Source organism: Nocardia sp. NPDC047654, assembly GCF_043205035.1.
Taxonomy (GTDB): Bacteria; Actinomycetota; Actinomycetes; order Mycobacteriales; family Mycobacteriaceae; genus Nocardia.
This window is the reverse complement of sequence record NZ_JBIDDF010000013.1, coordinates 161209-183347: the sequence shown is the minus strand read 5'-3', so window position 1 is coordinate 183347 and position 22139 is coordinate 161209. Positions and strand designations below refer to the sequence as shown.

The 22139-nt window shown below is 70.5% G+C and carries 22 protein-coding genes; 18 read left to right on the top strand and 4 right to left on the bottom strand.

Annotated features, from left to right (window positions below):
• The first annotated feature begins 51 nt into the window (after positions 1-51).
• From ACGF7Y_RS27430 to ACGF7Y_RS27390, 9 genes are all read left to right on the top strand, one after another.
• A complete protein-coding gene (locus tag ACGF7Y_RS27430; protein WP_393238329.1) occupies positions 52-1200 on the top strand; it encodes an 8-amino-7-oxononanoate synthase in 1149 nt (382 codons plus the stop codon).
• Entirely contained in the window at positions 1197-1871 is a 675-nt protein-coding gene (gene bioD, locus ACGF7Y_RS27425) for a dethiobiotin synthase (protein WP_393238326.1), read from the top strand. Before ACGF7Y_RS27430 ends, bioD begins: the two co-directional genes overlap by 4 nt.
• Positions 1872-2237: 366 nt before the next feature.
• Positions 2238-3401 carry an alpha/beta fold hydrolase gene (locus ACGF7Y_RS27420; RefSeq protein WP_393238323.1) on the top strand — a complete coding sequence of 388 codons (1164 nt, stop codon included), beginning with the start codon at positions 2238-2240 and terminating at the stop codon, positions 3399-3401.
• Between the two features lie 63 nt (positions 3402-3464).
• On the top strand, positions 3465-4556 hold the full coding sequence (locus ACGF7Y_RS27415) for an ABC transporter substrate-binding protein (protein ID WP_393238320.1): 1092 nt from the start codon (positions 3465-3467) through the stop codon (positions 4554-4556).
• Positions 4556-5416 (top strand): ABC transporter permease, encoded by an 861-nt coding sequence (locus tag ACGF7Y_RS27410; protein ID WP_393238318.1) that lies wholly within the window; start codon positions 4556-4558, stop codon positions 5414-5416. Before ACGF7Y_RS27415 ends, ACGF7Y_RS27410 begins: the two co-directional genes overlap by 1 nt.
• Positions 5392-6144 carry an ABC transporter ATP-binding protein gene (locus tag ACGF7Y_RS27405; RefSeq protein ID WP_393238315.1) on the top strand — a complete coding sequence of 251 codons (753 nt, stop codon included), beginning with the start codon at positions 5392-5394 and terminating at the stop codon, positions 6142-6144. Before ACGF7Y_RS27410 ends, ACGF7Y_RS27405 begins: the two co-directional genes overlap by 25 nt.
• Complete coding sequence (locus ACGF7Y_RS27400; RefSeq protein WP_393238312.1) at positions 6141-7493, top strand: LLM class flavin-dependent oxidoreductase; 1353 nt, start codon at positions 6141-6143, stop codon at positions 7491-7493. Before ACGF7Y_RS27405 ends, ACGF7Y_RS27400 begins: the two co-directional genes overlap by 4 nt.
• Positions 7494-7902: 409 nt before the next feature.
• The gene (locus ACGF7Y_RS27395) at positions 7903-9123 is read left to right on the top strand and encodes an MFS transporter (RefSeq protein ID WP_393238309.1); all 1221 of its coding nucleotides are present in this window, start codon (positions 7903-7905) and stop codon (positions 9121-9123) included.
• A gap of 92 nt (positions 9124-9215) precedes the next feature.
• Entirely contained in the window at positions 9216-10358 is a 1143-nt protein-coding gene (locus ACGF7Y_RS27390) for a hypothetical protein (RefSeq protein WP_393238306.1), read from the top strand.
• Between the two features lie 34 nt (positions 10359-10392).
• Here ACGF7Y_RS27390 and ACGF7Y_RS27385 read toward each other — a convergent pair whose 3' ends face one another.
• Positions 10393-10977, bottom strand: coding sequence for a TetR/AcrR family transcriptional regulator C-terminal domain-containing protein (locus tag ACGF7Y_RS27385; protein WP_393238304.1), 585 nt, complete (start codon positions 10975-10977; stop codon positions 10393-10395).
• Positions 10978-11081: 104 nt separating this feature from the next.
• Here ACGF7Y_RS27385 and bioB point away from each other — a divergent pair, with 104 nt between their 5' ends.
• The 5 genes from bioB (at position 11082) to ACGF7Y_RS27360 (ending at position 15352) form a co-directional block, all read left to right on the top strand.
• A complete protein-coding gene (bioB, locus tag ACGF7Y_RS27380; RefSeq protein WP_393238301.1) occupies positions 11082-12128 on the top strand; it encodes a biotin synthase BioB in 1047 nt (348 codons plus the stop codon).
• Between the two features lie 33 nt (positions 12129-12161).
• Complete coding sequence (locus ACGF7Y_RS27375) at positions 12162-12389, top strand: hypothetical protein (protein WP_357041588.1); 228 nt, start codon at positions 12162-12164, stop codon at positions 12387-12389.
• A complete protein-coding gene (locus ACGF7Y_RS27370) occupies positions 12389-13033 on the top strand; it encodes a DUF2567 domain-containing protein (protein ID WP_393238298.1) in 645 nt (214 codons plus the stop codon). The genes ACGF7Y_RS27375 and ACGF7Y_RS27370 overlap by 1 nt, the downstream gene beginning before the upstream one ends.
• 88 nt (positions 13034-13121) lie before the next feature.
• Positions 13122-13655 carry a DUF1353 domain-containing protein gene (locus tag ACGF7Y_RS27365; RefSeq protein WP_393238295.1) on the top strand — a complete coding sequence of 178 codons (534 nt, stop codon included), beginning with the start codon at positions 13122-13124 and terminating at the stop codon, positions 13653-13655.
• Between the two features lie 77 nt (positions 13656-13732).
• Positions 13733-15352 (top strand): alkaline phosphatase D family protein, encoded by a 1620-nt coding sequence (locus ACGF7Y_RS27360; protein ID WP_393238292.1) that lies wholly within the window; start codon positions 13733-13735, stop codon positions 15350-15352.
• Positions 15353-15382: 30 nt separating this feature from the next.
• On the opposite strand, the gene ACGF7Y_RS27355 is transcribed toward ACGF7Y_RS27360, so the two are convergent.
• The gene (locus tag ACGF7Y_RS27355) at positions 15383-15586 is read right to left on the bottom strand and encodes a cold-shock protein (protein WP_040741190.1); all 204 of its coding nucleotides are present in this window, start codon (positions 15584-15586) and stop codon (positions 15383-15385) included.
• A gap of 415 nt (positions 15587-16001) precedes the next feature.
• On the opposite strand from ACGF7Y_RS27355, the gene ACGF7Y_RS27350 reads away from it, so the two are divergent.
• On the top strand, positions 16002-16178 hold the full coding sequence (locus ACGF7Y_RS27350; RefSeq protein ID WP_393238289.1) for a hypothetical protein: 177 nt from the start codon (positions 16002-16004) through the stop codon (positions 16176-16178).
• Positions 16179-16273: 95 nt separating this feature from the next.
• Here the strand turns inward: ACGF7Y_RS27350 and ACGF7Y_RS27345 are convergent, their stop codons facing one another.
• Complete coding sequence (locus tag ACGF7Y_RS27345) at positions 16274-17038, bottom strand: NUDIX domain-containing protein (protein WP_393238287.1); 765 nt, start codon at positions 17036-17038, stop codon at positions 16274-16276.
• A 76-nt stretch (positions 17039-17114) separates the two neighbouring features.
• Between ACGF7Y_RS27345 and nadA the strand changes: the two genes are divergently transcribed.
• The 3 genes from nadA to nadC all read left to right on the top strand — a co-directional run bounded on the left by nadA (position 17115) and on the right by nadC (position 20777).
• Positions 17115-18158, top strand: a complete 1044-nt coding sequence (nadA, locus tag ACGF7Y_RS27340) for a quinolinate synthase NadA (RefSeq protein WP_062970919.1) — start codon at positions 17115-17117, stop codon at positions 18156-18158.
• 121 nt (positions 18159-18279) lie between these two features.
• Entirely contained in the window at positions 18280-19848 is a 1569-nt protein-coding gene (locus ACGF7Y_RS27335; protein WP_393238283.1) for an L-aspartate oxidase, read from the top strand.
• A gap of 68 nt (positions 19849-19916) precedes the next feature.
• Positions 19917-20777 carry a carboxylating nicotinate-nucleotide diphosphorylase gene (gene nadC, locus ACGF7Y_RS27330; RefSeq protein ID WP_393238280.1) on the top strand — a complete coding sequence of 287 codons (861 nt, stop codon included), beginning with the start codon at positions 19917-19919 and terminating at the stop codon, positions 20775-20777.
• A gap of 164 nt (positions 20778-20941) precedes the next feature.
• On the opposite strand, the gene ACGF7Y_RS27325 is transcribed toward nadC, so the two are convergent.
• Positions 20942-22120 carry a winged helix DNA-binding domain-containing protein gene (locus ACGF7Y_RS27325; RefSeq protein ID WP_393238278.1) on the bottom strand — a complete coding sequence of 393 codons (1179 nt, stop codon included), beginning with the start codon at positions 22118-22120 and terminating at the stop codon, positions 20942-20944.
• Between the last annotated feature and the right edge of the window lie 19 nt (positions 22121-22139).

The following is a 22139-nucleotide window of genomic DNA, read 5'->3' as shown; positions in this document are numbered from 1 at the left end:
AGCGGCCGGTGGGCGGGCGTCCTGAACAGCGTTCAAGTATGCTGCGGAGCTGTGACTACCGATCCGCTGAGCTGGTTGGACGAACGCGCGTCCGCGCGCGTGGCCGCGGGACTGCGCCGTGAGCTGCGCCCGCGCGCCGCACAGACGTCGTCGATCGATCTCGCCTCCAACGACTACCTGGGCTTGGTCCGCCACCCCGAGGTGATCGAAGGCGCCATCGACGCGGTGCGCCGCTGGGGCGCGGGGGCTACCGGGTCGCGCCTGGTCACCGGCACCACCGCGGAGCACGAACTGCTGGAGACGGAGCTGGCCGAATTCGTCGGCACCGAAGCGGGACTCGTGTTCGCCTCCGGGTACGCGGCCAACCTGGGCGCCGTCACCGCGCTCGCCGGGCGCGGCTCGCTCGTGATCTCCGACGCCGGTAGTCACGCCTCGCTGGTAGACGCGTGCCGGCTGTCGCGCGCCCGGGTGGAGATCGCGCCACATCGCGACGTCGCGGCGGTGGACCGGCTGCTGTCGGAGCGCACCGAGGAACGCGCGCTGGTCCTCACCGATTCGGTGTTCAGCGCCGACGGCGATCTCGCGCCGCTGACCGAACTGCACCGAGTGACCAGGGCCAACGCGGCGGTGCTCGTGGTGGACGAGGCGCACGGCCTCGGCGTGCGCGGCGCGGGCGGGCGCGGGCTGGTGCACGAGTGCGGGCTGGCGGGGGCGCCGGACCTGGTGATCACCGCCACGCTGTCGAAATCCCTTGCCGCGCAGGGCGGTGTGGTGCTGGCCAGTGCGCGGGTGCGCGCCCACCTCATCGATGCCGCGCGTACGTTCATTTTCGATACCGGTCTCGCGCCCGCCGCCGTCGGCGCCGCGCGGGCCGCGCTGCGCCTGCTGCGCTCCCAACCGGAGCTGGCCGATCGGGTGCTGGACCGCGCCGCCGACATCGCCCGGATCGCCGGGGTGCCCACGCCGCCGTCGGCGGTGGTGTCGGTCGTGCTCGGCCCGGCGCAGGTGGCCTTCGACGCCGCTCAGGCCTGCCGGGCACGCGGGCTGGACGTGGGCTGCTTCCGTCCGCCGACGGTTCCGGAAGGCACGTCGCGACTGCGCCTGACCGCTCGGGCGAACCTCACCGCGGCCGAACTCGATGCCATCGCGGCGGTGCTCGGCGAGGTGCTGGCCGAGGCGCGAGAGGCGGTGCCCGCATGACCGTCCTGCTGATCACCGGAACCTCCACCGACGTCGGCAAGACCGTCGTCACCGCGGCCGTCGCCGCCGTGGCGCGGGCAAGCGGTCGTTCGGTGGCGGTGTGCAAGCCGGGCCAGACCGGTGTCGCGGCAGGCGAACCGGGTGACCTCGCGGAGATCGAGCGGCTGTCGGGCGTCACCCGGACGGTCGAAGTCGCCCGCTACCCGGACCCGTTGGCGCCCGACACAGCCGCCCGCCGCGCCGGGCTGCCGGAGCTGACGCTCGCCGACACCGCCGCCGCCGTCGACTCCCTGTCGGACGCCGACCTGGTCCTGGTCGAGGGCGCGGGCGGACTGCTGGTGCGCCTGGGCGATTTCACCTTGCTCGACCTCGCCCAGAAACTCGGCGCACCCGTCCTGCTGGTCACCGCCGCCGGGCTGGGCACCCTCAACCACACCGAACTGACCACCCGCGCACTGCGATCGGCGGGCGTGCGGTGCGCGGGCCTGGTGATCGGCTCCTGGCCCGCCGAACCGGACCTCGCCGCCGAGTGCAACCGTACCGATCTGCCCCGCGTCACCGGCGTCGACCTGGTGGGCTCGGTGCCGGAAGGCGCGGGCGGCTGGCAGCGCGCGCGATTCACCGCCGCCGCCGCGGGGTGGTTCGATCCCGCCTGGTCGCCTTTCCGCTGACGAACCGGGCCGGTTGGCGACATACCTACGACGAACCCACCGGCAAGACCACCGCGCACAGTGACACCACCACGGTCGTTTCGCACGACCGGTCCCGCACGAACAGTGAGGCAGATCATCGAGTGCGCACCCGTCGACCCTGCGGCGACCGGTGAGCAAAACCATCACCTGCTCGCTGCACGGCCCCGAGGGGCGGCACCGATGTCGAAGTCAGTGCGCGCCGCTGTGGCCGGAAGCCGTCGCGCGCGAAGACAAAGACCCGGTCGGTGCGTCTCGTCGGGCAAACTCGCGGCCATGCGCGCGGCGGCACGCTGAGCGGTAGCGGGTTCGTGGCGACCCTCCGCACCCGTGCCTACAGTGGGATGGATGTCGCCGATGGACGCCCGGCACCCGTCCACCGTCTCCGACTGGGACGACGCGCGACGCCGAGCTCGGCTGCGGGACACGAGCCTGGGGCACGGGTGGAAGACGTTGCGCCGTACCAAGGTGACGCTGCTTCGGGTGGCCGCACTGCTGCTGGCCGGACTCGTGGTGTTCGCGCAGTACTGGAAGTACGATGTCGCGCCGGAACAAGCGCGACTGGCGCGCACCGAGCCCGCCATCCTGCCCGTCGCCCCGCCGGTGGACTCGCAGAACTGGGACACCGTCGTGGTAGACCTGGTCGGGCTCGGCGGGCTCGATGCCAGTGACACCGCCGCCTCGCTGCCCGCGCTGCGCCGGATGGGCATGGTGTGGGCGATCCGCTACGACAACCAGGGCATCGACACCAAGGTGATCGCCGACCTCATCGTCCGCGCCGCCGAACTGTCCGGCCTGCGCAATGTCGTGCTCGTCGGCCACAGTATGGGCGGCGTGATCGCGCTCGAGGTCGCCGAGCACATCCACCGCGACAGCGACCGCAGGCTGGCCGGGGTCATCCTGGATTGCACGCCGATGGACTTGAACGCGGTCCGTCCGGAGAGCCGCGGTCGCGGGGAGGACATGCTGCGCTGGATGGGCTGGTTGCCCGGCGCCCGGGAAAGCCGCAGCCTGCGGCTGGCCGTGGAGACCTACGCCCGCCGGGACCGTTTCCTCGACCGCGGCGACGGGCCGTTCGGGCTCGAGTTCGGCAAGCTCGGCGAGGTGCTGGCGGAAGTGATGCGGGACAAGATCGTCTCACGCGACGCCGCGAGCAACGGTCTGATCGAATCCCAGTTCACCGCGATCGTGGCCGGTGGCGCGACCGACAACTTGCGCACTCTGGCCCAGCCCGTGGCGGACAAGCCGCGACCCGCCATCGTCTTCATCCGGCCGCGCGACGCGAGCTCCGACCGCGTGGTCGACGTCGAGTACTCCCACCGGGCGCTGATCGAGCAATCCGGCGGCGTGGACGGCACGCTGCTGGTGGTGCTCGCGCGAAACACCGGGCACGCCAACCCGATGCAGCGCCCACGGGAATACAACACGGTGATCGAGCAGCAGATTCTGCCGTTCCTGCAGCGCTACCAGCAGCAGGTCCGGTCGACGATGGTGGCCGCGCCGCCGCGCTGAGGGGTTCGAACCAGGCTGAGACAAACCGTATCCCGGCCGGTTTCCCCTTGCTGTAATTCGCCTATGTTCCGACCAAGTACGTTCCGGTCCGGCCGCCGCGGCCGCACGACCGCCGCATTGCTCGCCGTGGCAACCGTTGCGACACTCGGACTCACCGGCTGCGCGAAGGACGACGAGCCGGTCGGTCCCACCGCCGACGGACCACTGCCCACCGAGGTTCCCGCCGGGACCACCCTCGTGGTCGCCGACCAGTCCGAGCGCCTGCAGTCCGTGCTGCGCATCTCCGGCGAACTCGACAAGCTCCCATTCAAGGTGGAGTTCGCCAACTTCGTCGGCGGCCCCGCCATCCTGGAGGCGTTCCGCGCGGGCGCCGCCGACGTCGCGCAGGTCGGCGACGTCCCGCCGATCCACGCACTGGTGGCGGGGCAGGACGTGCCGATCGTCGCGTCCTACCAGACCAGCACCACCGCCTTGAAACTCGCGGTGGCGCCGGGCAAGTCGGTGCCGAAGCTCACCGATCTGAAGGGCAGGAAGATCGCCTACGCCGAGGGCACGGCCCAGCAGGCCGCCGTGCTGCGCGCCATCGACAAGGCCGGGCTCACCACCTCCGACGTGCAGCTGATCCGGCTGCAGCTGGCCGAGTTCCCCGACGCCGTGCGCACCGGCCAGGTCGACGTCGCGCCGCTGATCGAGCCGAACGTCACCCGATTCCTGCGCACACCGGGCGCCTCGCTGGTCCCCGACTCCGAGACCGCGGGCATCTACGGCGGCCTCGCCTACCTGTATGCCCGCCGCGCCGTCGTGCGGGACCCGGCGAAGGCGGCCGCCACCCGCGCGTTGGTCGGTGCGTTCGTCCGGGCCTACCAGTGGGCCAACACCCACCCGGAGGAGTGGGCGCGCCGGTACTACGTGGAGAACCAGAAGGTGAGCGCCGACGACGCCAAGCGCATCGTGGACTCACTGGGCACCTATGTCTTCCCGCATCTGGACCAGCAGCTCGTCGACCGCCAGCAGTCCACCATCGACGCCATCGCCAAAGCGGGCGAACTGCCCAAGAAGGTGCGGGCGGCCGACGGTTTCGACCTGCGCTTCGACGCCGCGATCACCCAGGCGGTCACCGACAGCGGCGCGTCGTTCGAACCGAAGGCACGCTGATGGCCACCCTGGACGCCGCGGTGCTGCGCCGCATCGGCCTCGGCCGCTCCGCGCAGCCGGTACTGGCGAAACGCAAACCGGCCCGGCCGCGCCTGGGGCCGGGCCGTCCGATCCCGTTCGGCATCGCGGTGGGACCCGCGCTGCTGGTCGCCGCGTGGGTGGTCGGTTCCGCCACGGGCACAATGGATCCGGAAACCCTGCCCGCGCCGTGGACGGTCGCCGAGACCGCCGGTGACCTGATCGCCGACGGCCGGCTACAGAGCAATCTGCTGACCTCCGTGCAGCGCGCCGCGATCGGGCTCGGGCTCGGCGTGGCGATCGGCCTGGTACTGGCGCTGCTGGCCGGGCTGAGCCGCGTCGGTGAAGCGTTGGTGGACGGGCCCATCCAGATCAAGCGCGCCATTCCCACCCTGGCGCTGATCCCGCTGTTCATCGTGTGGTTCGGCATCGGCGAGGAGATGAAGCTGGTGGTGATCACCACCAGCGTGGCGATCCCGATCTACCTGAACACCCACGCGCACCTGCGCAGCGTCGACGCCAGGTACGTGGAACTCGCCCAGACGGTGGGGCTGTCGCGGTGGGCATTCGTCCGGCGGATCGCGCTGCCCGGATCGCTGCCCGGTTTCTTCACCGGCCTGCGGCTGGCCGTCACCATCTCGTGGCTGGCGCTGGTCGTGGTGGAACAGGTCAACGCCACCAGCGGCATCGGCTATCTGATGACCCAGGCCCGCACCTACGGCCAGATCGACATCATCGTCGTCGGCCTGGTGATCTACGGCCTGCTCGGCTTGTTCGGCGACATCCTGGTGCGGGCGGCGGAAAGGAAGGCGCTGTCATGGCGGCAGACACTCGGGGACTGAACGTCGTGCGCGCCCGGCGGCTGCGCCGTGGCTTCGGCGACCGTGTGGTGCTGCGCGACCTCGATATCGACATCGCCCGCGGTGAGTTCGTCGCACTGCTCGGCCGCAGCGGGTCGGGCAAGAGCACCTTGCTGCGGGCGCTGGCCGAACTGGACTACGACGTGCCGGGATCCGGCGAGCTGAGTGTGCCCGCCGAGCGTTCCGTGGTGTTCCAGGACTCCCGGTTGCTGCCCTGGGCGCGCGTGCTGGACAACGTGACCCTCGGTCTCGGTGGTTCGGACGCGGCCGGTCGCGGTCGTGCGGCGCTGGCCGAAGTCGGGCTCGCCGGCCGGGAGAATGCCTGGCCCAAGGAGCTGTCCGGCGGCGAGCAACAGCGCGTGGCCTTGGCGCGTTCGCTGGTGCGCGAACCCGAACTCCTGCTGGCGGACGAGCCGTTCGGCGCGCTGGACGCGCTCACCCGGATCAAGATGCACGCGCTGCTGCAAGATCTGTGCGCGAAGCATCGGCCCGCCGTGCTGCTGGTCACCCACGACGTGGACGAGGCGGTGCTGCTCGCCGACCGCGTCCTGGTGCTCGACGACGGGCGCATCGCGGTGGACCAGCGCATCGACCTGGAACGTCCACGCCGCCACGGCGATCCCGCGTTCCTGCGACACCGATCCCTGCTGCTGGCCAGCCTGGGCGTCGACGTCGCGAACACACCTGCCGACGAGAAGAAAGCCTCATGACGACCGCACCGCGCCAACTCAGCCTCAACGCCTTCATCTACCCCTCGGGCCACCACGAGGCCGCCTGGCGCCATCCGTGGAGCAGCCCCGAGCGGATCTACGACGTCGCCTACTACCAAGAGATCGGGCGCACCGCCGAAGCGGCGAAGTTGGACGCGGTGTTCTTCGCCGACGGTCCCGCCCTGCGCACCAACGTTCGGCACAACGCGGCCTCCGGCCTGGAGCCGATCACCCTGCTCACCGCGATCGCCACGGCCACGACGCATCTCGGCCTCATCGCCACCGCCTCGACCACGTACTACGAGCCCTACAACCTGGCCAGGCTGTTCTCCACGCTGGATCACATCTCCGGCGGCCGCGCGGGCTGGAACATCGTGACCACCGGAACCGATCTCGCCGCGGCGAACTTCGGCCTGGACAAGCATCCCGACCACGCCGAACGGTACGCGCGGGCGCGGGAATTCGTGGACGCCGTGGTCGCGCTGTGGGACAGCTGGGAGGACGACGCCATCGTCGACGACCGGGCCTCCGGCGTGTACGCCGACCCGGACAAGATCCATCCGATCGACTTCGAGGGCGAATACCTGCGGGTGCGCGGGCCGTTCAACGCGCCGCGCACCCCGCAGGGCTACCCGGTGCTGGTGCAGGCGGGTGCGTCCAACGACGGCCGGGCGTTCGCGGGCAAGTACGCCGAGGCGATCTTCACCGCGCATCAGCGGCTCGGCGACGCGCAGGCGTTCTACGCCGACATCAAGGAACGGGCCCGCGGTTTCGGGCGCAATCCCGAGCACGTCAAGGTCCTGCCCGGGATCAGCCCGTTCATCGCCGACACCGAGGCCGCGGCCAAGCGATTGGAACGGGAGTTCAACGAGCTCACCGTGCCGGAATACGGATTGGCGCAGCTGGAGGGCATCGTCGGGATCAGCCTGCGGCACCTGCCGCTGGACGAGCCGATTCCGGTCGAATTGTTCGACGCGGCGGGCGATGTGACCGACAACGGCCAGAGCCGGTTGCAGGTCGTCGCGGGCATCGTGCAGCGCGAACGCCCGACCGTGCGCGGTCTGCTGCACCGCCTCGCCGGTGCGCGCGGTCACCGGGTTTTCGCCGGAACCCCCGAACAGGTCGCCGACACCATCGAGGAATGGTTCCGCAACGGCGCGGCCGACGGCTTCAATGTGATGCCGCCGTACTACCCGGGCGGATTGGAAGTCTTCGCCGAAACGGTTGTGCCGATCCTCCAGGAGCGCGGGTTGTTCCGCACCGAGTACACCGGCACCACCTTGCGCGACCACTTCGGCTTGCCCCGCCCCGACAGCCGCTTCGCCCGCCGGCCCGCGCTGACGCGGTGATCGGCGCGGACGAAAAGGATTGTTCCACTGACCTATCGGTGCATCGAGTCGTCCGATACAGGACATCGCCGTTGCGGACCACAGGTCGGCTCCGCACGTCGGTGGCGAGGTCGGCCGGTGCCGTGTCCCGGTCGCGGGTAGTCGATCGGACTGCCCGCGTCCACTGCGCTGCCGAATGGTTCCGCGTGAATCCGCCTGCGGCGCGGCGCGGTTCGAGACGGCGAACGCTTCTCGGCTCCGTCGCGGGCCGGGGTCCCGGCTCGCGGGTGCCGTCGGATGGCGCCTTCCCCGGCGTCGCGCGGATGAACTACTCCGGGCTTGCCTCGAGGCGCGGTTGCGAGCGGCATACGACCGATCGGCCCGGGGCCTCGCAGCGGCGGGGCGGTTCCCGCCGATCGGGGCCACGGCGATGAGCGAGCGGTCCGTCCTGGTCGGCGAGGCCGCGGGACCGGTGCGGTTGCGGTCGTTGACCTGGACCGTGTTCGTGCCGATGGTCGTGTACGGCGTCGGGTCCGGCGCGGCGGCGCCGATGTACGCGCTGCGCGCGCTGGACCTGGGTGCGTCGGCGGGCCTGGCGGGGGTCATCGTCGCGCTGTCCGGGTTGGGCATGGTGCTCACCGACCTGCCCGCGGGACGGGTGGTCGCCCGGATCGGGGAACGCGGCGCGTTGGGGGTGGGGTCGGTGCTCGGGGCGGTCGGGGTGTTCGCGGCGATCGTCGCGCCGAACGTCGCGGTCCTCGCGTTGGGGATGCTGCTGGGCGGCGCGGCGGGCGCGGTGTGGGGCCTGGCGCGTCAGACCTACCTCGTGGCCGTGGTGCCCGCGGGCGACCTCGGGCGTGCGATGTCGACACTCGCCGGTTCCATGCGGCTGGGCTTCTTCTGCGGGCCGTTCCTCGGTGCGGCCGTGGTGCACTCGCTCGGCCCGAACGGGGGGCTGTGGTTGCAGCTGGTGACCACGGTGATCTCCGGCGCGGCCATGGCGGCGATCCGATCACCCGAGGCAGTGGGGGCGGGGGTGCGGCTTTCGCTGGGAGCGGTCGTGGTCGAGCACCGCAGAACCCTCGGCACACTGGGCCTCGCGGCGTTGCTGGTCGGTGCGGCACGAGCCGCCCGGCTGGCGCTGCTGCCGCTGTGGGCGGCGCATATCGGTTTGAGCGCGTCGGCGACCAGCTTGGTGTTCGGCGTCGCGGGGGCGGTGGACGTGGTGATGTCCTATCCGGCGGGCGTGTGGCTGGATCGCTACGGCAGGCGCGCAACCGGCGTACCGTCGATGATCCTGTTCGCCCTCGGTTTCGGCGCGCTGCCGTTCACCTCCTCGGTCCTGGGTCTCGGCTGCGCCGCCGTGCTGCTCGGGCTCGGCAACGGATTGAGCAACGGGCTGATCATGACCGTCGGCGCCGACGTCGCACCCGACGGGCAACGCGCGGAATTCCTCGGCGCCTGGCGGCTCACCCACGACATCGGCATGTTCGCCGGTCCGGTCGCGGTCGGCGCGATCAGCGCCCTCACCGTGCTCGGCGGGGCTGCGATCGCGCTCGCGGTCACCGCCGCGGCGGGCGCGTACACGATGCACCGCTGGTTTCCCGGGGCGGTGGGGGCGGCATCACGCCCGCAACGGTCCGCGGGGTAACCGCAGGGCTTCGACCCCGGTCGGCGGAATTGTCACTACTGGCGGGTGTCGACAGGCATGCTGCCCGGCTTGCGTCGGTATGGTTCTGCGGCGTGTCCCCATGGTTGCTTCGGCGGAACGGTCTCGCCACCGCCGCGATGAGCATCTGCGTCGCGGCCGCTGTCGCGATGCCATCGGCGACGGCGGAAGGTCCGGAAACCGGACGGCTGAGCAGCATCGGACTGCTCGATCCCGCTTGGTCGTTCGCCGCGGCCGCGGCGTCGTTCGGGGTCGTCTACACCACGACCGACCAGCACGGAATGCCCGCGCAGGCGTCCGGTGCGCTGTATCTGCCCGCGGGACTGCCACCGCAGGGCGGGTGGCCGCTGGTGGTGTGGGCACATGGGACGGCGGGCATCGGCGATGCCTGCGCGCCGTCGCGCCGCCCGCAGTCCTCGCGGAATTCCGCCTACTTCGATCGGATTCTGGCCGACGGGTACGCGGTGCTGGCTCCCGACTATCAAGGGCTCGGCACCGCAGGGCAGTTCAGCTACTACAACTCGAACGTCGAGGGAGCGTCGATATCGGACGCGGTAGCGGCGATTCGCAACACCCCCTTTCCGCTGTCGCGTAGATGGGTGGTGATCGGCCAGTCGGAAGGGGCGCACGCCGCGATGAGCGCGGCGGCCTCGAATGCCGAGAAAGGCGGTCCCGCCACGGGGTTGAGCGGGGTAGTAGCCACCGGTCTGCGCACCGACCCGAGCAAGAGCCTGCCGGAGATGTTCCGGCCGACCTCGACCGGCTCGAAGAACCAGATCGCCTACGCGGCGTACTTCCTGGCCTCGCTGGAGGAATGGAAACTCGGCAGCGTCACGCCGTATCTCTCCGATTTCGGTAAGGAATTCGTGGCGAATGCCGCCCACGAATGCCTTTCCGATCTGGTCGTACGCGCGCAGGGCCGCCGACCGGCGGCGCTGTTCGCCGACCCCGACCGGCCGACGCCCACCTTCGCCGACGACGTCACCGCCTTGGCCGGATACCCGCAAGACCGGTTCACCAGTGATCTCATGATCGGCTACGGCACCGACGACGTCGATGTCCTTCCCACCGACACCGCCGATTACGGGAGGCGCCTGCAGGAGGCCAACCCCGGGATACGTGTCACGGTCGAGGAATACCCCGGCGAAGACCACAGCGGCGCGTTCCTGGCTTCGCTTCCGGATGCGCTGGCTTTCCTGAACGCGCACCTGCGCTGACGCCGGACGCGAACCCGCGAGCCGCGGCCCCGCCTCAGCGGACGCGGGTGCCGAGCAGGTGCCGCACGCCCGCCACGAACAGTTGCAGACCGAAGTCGAAACGGGCTGTGGCGTCCGTGGTTTCCTCCAGCGGCGAGGCGCCGTCGGGCAGGGCGCCCGCCGAGTCCATCTGCATCCTCGACTGCTCGTCCACGGTCTCGCCGAGGACGTAGTAGAGCAGCGTGAACGCCGTGAGTTCGGCTTCCTGGCGCGGCATGCCCGCGCGAATCGTAGCGCTCACCAGTCGTTCTCGTCCCTTGCTCGTGGTGAGCCGGGAAGCGTATGTCGCCGAGACCAATTCGGCGCCGTCGCGATAGGCCAGCAGGCAGTCGCGCATGCGGTGGGCCAATTCGGTGATCTGCCCGGCCCAGTCCTCGGCCTCGATCGGGTCCTCCATGGGCGCGAGGATCTTGTCCGCGACCGCGCCGAGCAGCGCCTGCTTGTTGGGGAAGTGCCAGTACAACGCGCCCGGTTGGACCTGGAGGGAACCGGCCAGCCTGCGCATGGTCAGGTCGGCCAGGCCGTATCGGTCCAGAATCGCGATGGCGCCGTCGACCACGTCCGCCCGGTGCAGCTGCACTCGATGCCCTTCCCGTCGTGCTTTGACTCACTCCTACCGCTACCCTAGCCTGAACACCGTTCAAGTTGCACGGCCACCTCGGCCGAACGAAGGGATGCGTTGCAGTGACCCAGGCACCCGTAGACACCGCTGCGCCAGGACCGACGCAGGTCGGGACGTCGCCCATTCTGTCGATCGCCCGCGAGCAGGTGCTCGAACGCGGGGAAGGGCTGAACCAGGAGCAGACCCTCGAGGTGCTGCGTCTGGGTGACGCCCGGCTGGAGGAGTTGCTCGCCCTGGCCCACGAGGTGCGCATGAAGTGGTGCGGTCCCGAAGTGGAGGTCGAGGGCATCATCAGCCTCAAGACCGGCGGCTGCCCCGAGGACTGCCACTTCTGCTCGCAGTCGGGGCTGTTCCAGTCGCCGGTGCGCGCCGCGTGGCTGGACATCCCGAGCCTGGTCGAGGCCGCCAAGCAGACCGCGAAGACCGGCGCCACCGAATTCTGCATCGTCGCCGCCGTGCGCGGCCCGGACGAGCGCCTGATGGCCCAGGTGGCCGCAGGCGTCGAGGCGATCCGCAACGAGGTCGACATCCAGGTCGCCTGCTCGCTGGGCATGCTCACCCAGGAGCAGGTCGACCAACTGGCCGCGATGGGCGTGCACCGCTACAACCACAACCTGGAGACCTCCCGCTCCTACTTCCCGAACGTGGTCACCACGCACAGCTGGGAGGAGCGCTGGGACACCCTGCGCATGGTCCGCGCGGCGGGCATGGAGGTCTGTAGCGGCGGCATCCTCGGCATGGGCGAGACGCTGGAGCAGCGCGCCGAGTTCGCCGCGAACCTGGCCGAGCTCGAGCCCGACGAGGTGCCGCTGAACTTCCTCAACCCGCGCCCGGGCACCCCGTTCGGCGACCTCGAGGTGCTGCCCGCGTCCGACGCGCTGCGCGCCGTCGCCGCGTTCCGGCTGGCGCTGCCGCGCACCATGCTGCGCTTCGCGGGCGGCCGCGAGATCACCCTGGGCGATCTCGGCGCCAAGCAGGGCATCCTTGGCGGCATCAACGCCGTCATCGTGGGCAACTACCTGACCACCCTCGGCCGCCCGGCCGAACAAGACCTGGATCTGCTCGGCGAGCTGAAGATGCCGATCAAGGCGCTCAACGAAACACTCTGACCCGGCTCGGTTGCGACGATGAGGCAGGCGAGCATGGGTACTGTCATGAATATGGACGAGCGCTACAACCCGTTCACCGGCAAGCGAATCGTGCCGGGTCTCGACGACGCGATCCCGGCCGCCGCCGCACTGGGCCTGGAACCGCCGCGCTTCTGCGAACAGTGCGGTCGCCGCATGATCGTGCAGGTGAGCCCGGACGGCTGGTGGGCCAAGTGCTCCCGGCACGGTGTCACCGACTCGGCCGAATCGGAACGCCGCTAGTGGCGTCGCCGTTGCGGGGTGAGGCGCGCGCGGCGACGGTGATCGCCGTCGCCGTGGTGGTGGTGAGCGCGCTGGCCGGCGCCGGGTGGGGCCTACTGGCGCCGACCGAGCGGCTGCTGGTGGTCGAGCCGGGCCGCGGAGTCGCGCTGACCGGTGAGAGCGCGCATCAATTCGACGCCCTGGCGTTGTTCGTGCTCGCGGGCGCGGTGCTCGGTCTGCTCTGCGCGCTCGCCGTGTGGCGGTGGCGCTCGGCGCGCGGGCCGCTGCTGCAATTGGGCCTGCTGGTCGGTTCCGGCCTCGGCGCGGTGGTGATGGCGCGGGTGGGGGAGCAGGTCGCCGAATGGCTGCATCCGCGCCCGCACGACCCGCCGGTCGGGCAGATCGTCACGTTGCCCATCGAACTGGGCAGTGCGCTCGCGTTCATCGTGCAGCCGCTGATCGCGTCGTTCGTCATGCTGTTCCTCGCCGCGCTCAGTACGTCCGAGGATCTCGGCAGCGGACGCCGCGCCGCCCGCGACGAGGAGGAAGCCTTCGGCTCCCTCCCGCCCTACGGTGACACTGCGAGTGGGGTGGAGCTGCCCTATCGTGGCTACGAGCCTGCCGCGGAAGGGTATTCGGTACCCGAATACCGTCCGCGGTACTGACGCGTCGCCCGGCGGTCGGCCGCGGCGACGGAAGGCTTCCGAGCCCACCGCGGGTGTGGGATCGAAGCGTGCGCGGAAGGAACAGGACGTGACCTTTGTCGGTGGCGGGCCGGTCGTCGAAGAGCTCGACGCCAAGTTCTGGCGGGTGGCCGAACCCTTCGTCTATCGCGGCGCGACGGAGGAATTCGTGGTTCCCGCCGGTTTCCGCACCGATTTCGCCTCGGTGCCGCGCGCGCTGGTCTGGCTGATCCCGCGCTACGGCAGCTACACCCGCGCCGCGATCCTGCACGACTACCTGCTCGGTTCGGACACGGTGAGTGTCGCCGACGCCGACGGCATCTTCCGCCGGAGCCTGCACGAACTCGGCGTATCGCTGCCGCGCCGCTGGATGATGTGGGCGGCCGTCCGCGCGGCCCACGGGTTGCGTGGCGCCGGCCCGGCCGACGTCGCCCGGTTCATCGTCGTCGCCGTTCCAGCGGTGCTCTTCCTGGCGGTACCCGTCACCGTGGTGACGGTCTTCCTCCTGCTGTTCTGGTTGGTGGAACTGGCCTTCTGGGCCGCATCCCGGGTGACCCGGCGGACTGAAGCCCCGCCCCCCGATCCGCAGATGAAAACCGCCTGACCGGTTCTCGGCGGATGCCGTGGCCATGCGCCGTTGATCTCGACTTCCCGGCGAGGATCGGGGACGTAGCGTGGGGTATGGCGGATTTGGTTTTGGGGCCGGTGTTGCGGCATGTCGACTCGACTTCGGCGACCGTCTGGGTGGAAACCGATGACGCGTGTGAGGTGGATGTCCTGGGAAGGCTCGCCCGCACGTTTCAGGTGGGGGAGCAGCATTTCGCGCTGGTCTCGATCGACGGACTGGAGCCCGGTGCGTCGATTCCCTACCAGGTGCGGCTCGATGGAGTGGCGGTGTGGCCGGAACCGGGATCCGATATGCCGCCCTGCCGGATTCGCACGCGGACCGTCGAGAAGATCCTGTTCGGGTCGTGCCGGGCGGCCAAGGCCGCGCCGGGCGTGCTGGAGGCCGACAAGCTGGGGGTGGACGCGCTGGACGCCTACGCCCGGCGCATGATGGGCTCGCCCGAGCGGGAATGGCCGGACGCGCTGCTGCTCCTCGGCGACCAGGTCTACGCCGACGAGCCGACACCGCGGATGCGGGAGTGGCTCGCCCGGCGGCGCGACGGGCAGGAGCCCCGCGGCGAGGTCGTGTCGTTCCGCGAATACGCCGGGCTGTACCACGAGTCGTGGGCGGACCCGGAGATCCGCTGGCTGATGTCGACCGTGCCGACGTCGATGATCTTCGACGACCACGATGTCCGCGACGACTGGAACACCTCGCGCGCATGGCGCGAGCAGATGGCGGCGAAGCCGTGGTGGCGCGAGCGCATCCGCGCCGGGCTCGCGTCCTACTGGGTGTACCAGCACATCGGCAACCTCGGCCCCGGCGAGCTGGCGCAGGACCCGCTCTACCGCCGGGTCACCGGGGCGGGGACGGACGTGCGGGAGCTGCTGGAGGACTTCGCGGAGCAGGCCGACAAGGAGGTCGACGGCCGCAAACCCGCCCGCTGGAGCTACTACCGCGACTTCGGCCGGGTCCGGCTGCTGGTGATCGACACCCGTAACGGCCGGATCCTCGACGGGCAGCGGCTGATGGTCGGGCCGGAGGAGTTCGACTGGATCGAGCGGAACGCCGAGGGCGACTTCGACCACCTGTTGATCGGATCATCGCTGCCCTGGCTGATGCCGCCCGCGCTGAGCCACTTCCAATCGCTCAACGAGCGCGCGGCGGATCTGCCGGGATGGCGCGGCCGGCTCGGCGAGAAGGTCAGGCAGGCAGCGGATCTGGAGCACTGGCCCGCGTTCCGCGCGTCTTTCGAACGGTTGGCCCGGCTGATCCATCGGCTGGGCGACGCGCCGGGCGCGCCGGGCACGATCTGCGTGCTGTCCGGGGACGTGCACCACAGCTACGTCGCACGCGCCACGTACGCGCGGCCGACGAAATCGCAAGTGCTGCAACTGGTGTGCTCGCCGGTGCACAACGAACCGCCCGAGATGTTCCATCCGGCGTTCGCGCTGTCGTGGGCGGCGCCGATCGCGTCGGCGCTGCGGTGGCTCGCGGATCGGCGTGGAATATCACCCGATCCGGTCCGATGGCAGAAGATCAGCGGCCCGCATTTCGGGAACTCGATCGCCTCCCTCGTCGTCCGTGGCCGCTCCGCACGGTTCACGCTGGAGACCGCACGATCGGAGGAGGGGCTGGTCAAGGTGGCCGAACTGGAACTCGCGCCACCGCGCGCAAAAGCCCCGCACCTCTAGAGGCGCGGGGCTCTTACCTAGCTACGTCGATCAGATCGCGCGGACGTCCTGAGCCTGCGGGCCCTTCTGTCCTTGGCCGATCTCGAACTCCACGCGCTGTCCCTCTTCAAGGGACTTGAATCCCGAGCCGGACACGGCGGAGTAATGAACGAAGACGTCGGCGCCGCCGCCGTCCTGCGCGATGAAGCCGAAGCCTTTTTCGCTGTTAAACCACTTCACACTGCCTTGAGCCATTGCTTTACTTCATTCTTTTCTGTAGGTGAGCCGAGCGAATCACTTCGATAGCCCGGTCTCAGAGGTCAACACTGCCACGAATCGGCACCGCGCGACACCGCGGACCTCGGTTTGTGAGCTAACCGACACAAGCGGCACTCGCCGGTCCCGTCGCGTGACGCGCCGGATCCGGCCTTGGGGGCGGCCGACGCGCTCGCTCCAGCGGTTCCGGCCGAATCGGCTGTCCCGAGCCGTGATGCTGGGGCCACGGCGCACAGACGGCGCCGGAAATCGCGAGCGAGGCCTCCGCCTGGTCGGCGTATCCGGGCCGTGGTCGGGGAGTCGCCGTGGTGGACCTGTTCCGCGGAGAAATGAATGGAGGTGAGGACGATAGCGCGGATAGGGTGGGCGCCCGGATGTCGAGAGGAGGCGGGCGATGAATCGAGCACAGGAAGCGGTGGCCGAGACGCCGCCTGCCGCGAAGGAGCGCGCGGATCTAGCGGCTTGGCGACGGCGGGATGCCTTGCGCCGCAGCAACGCCGCGCGCCCGGTGCGGAGTAAGCGGCAGTATCGCCGCCAGGACAAGCACCGGAAAGCGGCCACCGACCATTGACCCGAGCCCCTTTCCGCATATGCCGGCAGTACGACAGGGTCGTTCACGAAAGGTGTGCGAGCGTGGAAAGCGCCCGTCACGGCGGCCGCCGTTGATCAGGAGGGGCCGGGTGGGCGCAGTGCCGCGAATTCGTCGGTGACGCGCAAGCCCGAGTCGGTGAAGCGGTAGACCGCGGCGGGGCGTCCGCCCGCGCGGCCGGGGGCCGCGGTGGCTCCGGTGGGGGTGATCACCCCGCGGCGGGAGAGGACTCGTTGGAGGTTTGTCGTGTCGACATCGTATCCGAGGGCCGCGCAGTAGATCTCACGCAAGGTCGACATCGTGAATCGGTCCGGCGCGAGGGCGAAGGCGATGTTGGTGTAGGACAGTTTCGCCGCGAGGCGGGTGCGGGCGTGATCGACCACCGTGCGGTGGTCGAAGGACATGTCCGGCAGCGCCGAGACCGGGTGCCAGGCGGTGTCCGAGGGCAGGTGGGGGTCGGCGGTCAGCGGAACGAGGCCGAGGTAGGCCGAGGCGATGCGGCGCGGGCTCGGCACCCGGTCGGGGGCGCTGAACACCGAGAGCTGTTCCAGATGGCTCAGCTCGCGCACGTCGACCTTCTCGGCGAGTTGGCGGCGGGCGGAGGTGTCGAGATCCTCGTCGTCGCGCAGGCGGCCGCCGGGCAGCGACCAGGTGCCCTTCTGCGGATCGAGCGCCCGTTCCCACAGCAACACCGCGAGTTCGGTCCGCTGATCGGGCGGGCAACGCCGCAGCATGCTCTCCGCGCGGTCCACGGGGCTGTGACCTGCGGTGATGCCGCTGGGGAAGCGGCGAACCTGGAACACCGCGGTGAGCGATTCGTGGATGGTGCTACTATGGGCCACGTTTTCGATTGTAAGTCGAAAACCTGGTTTGGTGCGAATCGGCGCGCGGCCGACCGCACGAGGAAGGGAGCCATCCATGGCGACGACGGGTGCGAAACTGGCGCCCCCGCTGATGGGGCAGGTGTTCGACGGGCCCTCCGGGTTCGCGGGTGTCGAGGCAACGCCGGAGTGGGCGCAGGAAGTCAAGCGATTGGCTCGAGAGCGCAACGCGACGATCCTGGCGCACAACTACCAGCTGCCGGAGATCCAGGACGTGGCCGACCACGTCGGCGATTCGCTGGCGCTGTCACGGATCGCGGCCGAGGCGCCCGAGGACACCATCGTGTTCTGCGGCGTGCACTTCATGGCCGAGACCGCCAAGATTCTCAGCCCGGCCAAGACCGTGCTCATCCCGGACCAGCGCGCCGGATGTTCGCTCGCCGATTCCATCACGGCCGACGAACTGCGCGCGTGGAAGGCCGAGCACCCGAACGCGATGGTCGTGTCCTACGTCAACACCACGGCCGAGGTGAAGGCGCTCACCGACATCTGCTGCACCTCGTCCAACGCGGTGGACGTGGTCGCCTCGATCGACCCGGACCGCGAGGTGCTGTTCCTGCCGGACCAGTTCCTCGGCGCGCACGTCAAGCGGGTCACCGGCCGCGCGAACATGCACATCTGGGCCGGTGAGTGCCACGTGCACGCGGGCATCAACGGCGACGAGCTGACCGAGCAGGCGCGCACCCATCCGGACGCGGAACTGTTCGTGCACCCCGAATGCGGATGCGCCACCTCGGCGCTGTACCTGGCGGGCGAGGGCGCGTTCCCGGCCGATCGGGTGCACATCCTGTCCACCGGAGGCATGATCGACGCGGCCAAGGCGGCGAAGTCGAGTCAGGTGCTGGTGGCCACCGAGGTCGGCATGCTGCACCAGCTGCGCAAGGCCGCTCCCGGTATCGACTTCCAGGCCGTGAACGACCGGGCGTCGTGCAAGTACATGAAGATGATCACCCCGGCGGCGTTGCTGCGCTGCCTGGTCGAAGGCCGTGACGAGGTGCACGTCGATCCCGAAACCGCCGCGCTGGGACGCAATTCGGTGCAGCGGATGATCGCGATCGGCAATCCCGGCGGCGGTGAATGAGTCCGACCGCTGCCCTCAGGGCGGTGGGTCGTTCTCCGGCGGAACACGGTGGCCAGGGCGCTGACCACCGTGTCCGCGCGGGGGAACGTTCGCGGATCGGGAGACAGAGAGGCGCGGGCCGATGACAACCCGGGTTTCGATCGACTGGGAGGCCGAGGCCGATCTGGTCGTGATCGGCGGCGGCGTCGCGGGACTGACCGCGGCGCGCACCGCCTCGCTGCGTGGGCTGCGGGTGCTCACGCTCAGTAAGGGTGGCCCGACCGATACGTCCACCCAGTACGCCCAAGGCGGCATCGCCGTCGTGGCGCCGCACGGTGACTCGGTCGAATCGCACGTGCACGACACCGTGGAGGCGGGCGCCGGATTGTGCGAGGTGGACGCCGTGCGTTCCATCGTCGAGGGCGGGCAGGCCGCGGTGGCCGCGCTGACCGACCTGGGCGCGGTGTTCGACCTCGGCCGCGACGGCCAGATCTCGCGGACCCGCGAGGGGGGCCACAGCACCCGCCGGATCATCCATGCGGGCGGCGACGCCACCGGCGCGGAGGTGCAGCGGGCGCTGAACGAGGCCGGCCTGCCGGTGCTGTTCGGCGCGGCGGTCGGTGAGATCGTCACCGGGCCGAACGGTGTGCGAGGTGTGGTCGCGGTGTCGGAGAAGGGCTTCGGCGTAGTCCACGCGCCCGCCGTGCTGCTGGCCACCGGCGGCCTCGGTCAGTTGTACGCGCTGAGCACCAATCCGCCGGGAGCCACCGCGGACGGCATCGCGCTCGGGCTGTGGGCCGGTGCCGCCGTCGCCGATCTGGAGTTCGTGCAGTTCCACCCGACCGTGCTCTACACCCCGGGCGGCCTGGGACGCAGGCCGCTGATCAGCGAAGCGGTGCGGGGCGAGGGCGCGGCACTGGTCGACACCGAAGGCAATTCGGTGACCGCGGGGGTGCATCCGCGCGGCGACCTGGCTCCCCGCGATGTCGTCTCCCGTGCCATCGCCGCGCGCATGCGAGCGCTCGGCACCGAGCACGTCTACCTCGACGCGCGCTCGATCGACGGTTTCGCGCAACGATTTCCGACGATCACCGCCTCGTGCCTGGCGACGGGCATCGATCCGCGCACGGACCTCATCCCGGTCGCGCCCGCCGCGCACTACCAGTGCGGGGGAGTCGTCACCGATACCCACGGCCGTACCGGAGTTCCCGGCCTGTACGCGGCCGGTGAGGTCGCGCGCACCGGTTTGCACGGGGCGAACCGGTTGGCGTCCAACAGCTTGCTGGAGGGACTGGTGGTCGGCGAGCGCGCCGGGGCCGCCGCGGCCGAGCGGCTCGGTGAGCGGGCTGGGGTGAGCGAGATCTCCACTCCCACCGCCGAATTCGCCGACCGTGCGGTGGTGCAGGGCCTGATGACCACGCACGCCTCGGTGGTCCGCGACCGCGCAGGCCTCGCCGAAGCGCTCAAGCGGCTCGACGACGTGGCCGTCCGCCGCGACCCGCACACCGCCGCCGCACACCCGATCGCCGGAATAGAGGACGCGGCGCTCACCCTCGCGGCACGCACCCTGCTGCTGGCCGCGCTCGCCCGCACCGAGAGCCGCGGCTGTCACACCCGGTCGGATCACCCGGACCCCGTGGCCGAACTCCGCCACAGCCTCCCGATCCGGCTGAACGGCGACGGCGTGCCCGAGCACGCATCACTTCCCTGACCACACGCGCCGAGCCGGACATGCCGCGAGCTGTCCACCGCCCCGCTCGGCGAGAGAGGAACACTTCGATGGCTCTGGATGCCGCCCTGGACCGCGACGAGGTGCTGCGCCTCATCCGCGCCGCGCTGGACGAGGACCTGCGCTACGGCCCGGACGTCACGACCATGGCCACCGTGCCCGCGGACGCGGTGATCAAGGCGTCGGTGGTGTCACGCGAACCGGGGACCGTGGCCGGGCTCGACGCCGGTGTGCTGGTACTCGACGAGGTGATCGGCGCGGGCGAGTACGAGATCAGCGATCGCGTCGCCGACGGCACCCGGGTGTCGCCGGGACAGCCCGTGCTGACGGTGATCGCGCCGACGCGCAAGCTGCTCACCGCCGAGCGCACCATGCTCAACCTGGTGTGTCATCTGTCCGGCATCGCGACGGCGACGGCCGCCTGGGTGGACGCCGTGGCCGGCACCCGCTGCCGCATCCGCGACAGCCGCAAAACGCTGCCCGGACTGCGCGGGCTGCAGAAGTACGCCGTGCGGGTCGGCGGCGGTGTCAACCACCGCATGGGTCTCGGCGACGCCGCGCTGATCAAGGACAACCACGTGGTCGCCGCCGGTTCGGTGGTCGAGGCGCTGCGCGCGGTCCGCGCCGCCGCCCCCGACATCGCCTGCGAGGTCGAGGTCGACAGCCTCGAACAACTCGACGCCGTGCTCGCCGAGAACGTGGAACTCGTGCTGCTGGACAACTTCCCGCTCTGGCAGACCCAGGCGGCCGTCCAGCGCCGCAATACCGCGTCCCCGCAGACGAAACTGGAGTCCTCCGGCGGCCTGAGCCTGGACGTCGCCGCCGACTACGCCCGCACCGGCGTCGACTACCTCGCGGTCGGCGCGCTCACCCACTCCGTCCGAGTGCTCGACCTGGGGCTGGACATGTAGGTGCCGGGACCGGTCCGGGTCGGTATCGATCGAGCAGCGGAGGGCGGGTTCGCGAACCTGTCGACGTGGACTCGGCGACGAACAGCGACTCCGGTTCCAGATCCATGTACGGCTCCAGATAGACGGCTGCCTCGGAGCCCTCCAAGCTATCCGGTGCCGTTCGCTCAGGCGGTGAGCTCGCGTTCCAGCGGTGTCCGGAACCGTGGGATGGCGCGGACCTCGCCGAACCAGCCGGCGACGTGTTGCGCTTGCGCGGCGATCAGCGTTTCGGCGTCCGCGCCGACGTCTTCGAGCAGGCGGTAGACGATCTCGCCGTCCTTGCGCTGCGCCCAGCCGCCGACGACGCGTCCGTCCCACCAGACCGTAGGTCCGATGTTGCCATTGCGATCGAACACCCGCGGTGCGTGCGGGCCGAGGTACCACTCCCGCGCCTGCCAGCCCATCGGGGTCGGATCGAGGGCGGGCAGCAGCGCCGCCCACGGCTCCGGCGCGGCGACCGGCTCCACGTCGTCGGCCAGGAGCACGCCGGTCACGCCGTCCAGGTCGACCTCGACCAGATCCAGGACGCCCAGTGCCGCGCGCACCTCGCCGAGCGTCCACCCGGTCCACCACTTGACGTCGGATACCGGCGCGGGACCGAAGGCGCGCAACCAGCGACGGACCAGTTCCACCCTGGCCTCGGCGGCCGGAAGAGCGGGAACGCCGTCCGGCAGCCACGATTCGATCGGCGCCCAGGTGTACTGGCTGCTGGTCCAGCCGCCGTTCGGCCTGCCGCGCACGATGCGGCCCTCGCAGCCGAGCGTCACCAGTACCCAGGTGGTGATGTTCGTCGGCTTCGAATACGCCTTGTCCGGTGCGGTGTTCACCTGGGTGCGCAACCGCGGGACGTCCTTGCTCAGCTGCGCGCCGGTCGCCGCGCCGCGGGCCAGCAACGCTTTGTGCGTCTCGGCTTCGGCCTCGGCCCACCAGCCGGCCGTATCGCCGTCCCCGATGCCCGCCTGCGTCAGGTACTTGCCGTAGGTGCGCCGCTGCTTGTGCGCCAGGGCGTCCGCGCACGAAGCCTGGAGAATCGGAACCGATTCCACCGGAACGACGAACATGGTGCGCCGCATGGCGAGCATTCGCAGCAGCGAACGATCCTCGTAGAGCGCCTGTTCGACGTCGGAGGGTGTGAGCCCGTCGGCACGGGCCGCGACGGAGAGGTACACGGTCGCCGGATCGGTCGCGTGCAGCGCGACCATCGAGCGGGCGATCTCCGCGACCTGCCCGGTGCGCTCCGGCATCGCCAACCGGTGCCGCACCGCCAGCCGAGCGCGCCGCTGCGCGGCATCAATCGAACGCATAGGCGAATCGTAACGTCCG

What these genes read in the sequence shown, in the direction of transcription:
- bioD (WP_393238326.1), top strand. Translation starts at nt 1,197, where the DNA reads ATGACCGTCCTGCTGATCACCGGAACCTCCACCGACGTCGGCAAGACC.
- ACGF7Y_RS27420 (WP_393238323.1), top strand. Translation starts at nt 2,238, where the DNA reads ATGTCGCCGATGGACGCCCGGCACCCGTCCACCGTCTCCGACTGGGAC.
- ACGF7Y_RS27415 (WP_393238320.1), top strand. Translation starts at nt 3,465, where the DNA reads ATGTTCCGACCAAGTACGTTCCGGTCCGGCCGCCGCGGCCGCACGACC.
- ACGF7Y_RS27410 (WP_393238318.1), top strand. Translation starts at nt 4,556, where the DNA reads ATGGCCACCCTGGACGCCGCGGTGCTGCGCCGCATCGGCCTCGGCCGC.
- ACGF7Y_RS27405 (WP_393238315.1), top strand. Translation starts at nt 5,392, where the DNA reads ATGGCGGCAGACACTCGGGGACTGAACGTCGTGCGCGCCCGGCGGCTG.
- ACGF7Y_RS27400 (WP_393238312.1), top strand. Translation starts at nt 6,141, where the DNA reads ATGACGACCGCACCGCGCCAACTCAGCCTCAACGCCTTCATCTACCCC.
- ACGF7Y_RS27395 (WP_393238309.1), top strand. Translation starts at nt 7,903, where the DNA reads ATGAGCGAGCGGTCCGTCCTGGTCGGCGAGGCCGCGGGACCGGTGCGG.
- ACGF7Y_RS27375 (WP_357041588.1), top strand. Translation starts at nt 12,162, where the DNA reads ATGGGTACTGTCATGAATATGGACGAGCGCTACAACCCGTTCACCGGC.
- ACGF7Y_RS27360 (WP_393238292.1), top strand. Translation starts at nt 13,733, where the DNA reads ATGGCGGATTTGGTTTTGGGGCCGGTGTTGCGGCATGTCGACTCGACT.
- ACGF7Y_RS27355 (WP_040741190.1), bottom strand. Translation starts at nt 15,586, where the DNA reads ATGGCTCAAGGCAGTGTGAAGTGGTTTAACAGCGAAAAAGGCTTCGGC.
- ACGF7Y_RS27350 (WP_393238289.1), top strand. Translation starts at nt 16,002, where the DNA reads ATGAATCGAGCACAGGAAGCGGTGGCCGAGACGCCGCCTGCCGCGAAG.
- nadA (WP_062970919.1), top strand. Translation starts at nt 17,115, where the DNA reads ATGGCGACGACGGGTGCGAAACTGGCGCCCCCGCTGATGGGGCAGGTG.
- ACGF7Y_RS27335 (WP_393238283.1), top strand. Translation starts at nt 18,280, where the DNA reads ATGACAACCCGGGTTTCGATCGACTGGGAGGCCGAGGCCGATCTGGTC.
- nadC (WP_393238280.1), top strand. Translation starts at nt 19,917, where the DNA reads ATGGCTCTGGATGCCGCCCTGGACCGCGACGAGGTGCTGCGCCTCATC.
- ACGF7Y_RS27325 (WP_393238278.1), bottom strand. Translation starts at nt 22,120, where the DNA reads ATGCGTTCGATTGATGCCGCGCAGCGGCGCGCTCGGCTGGCGGTGCGG.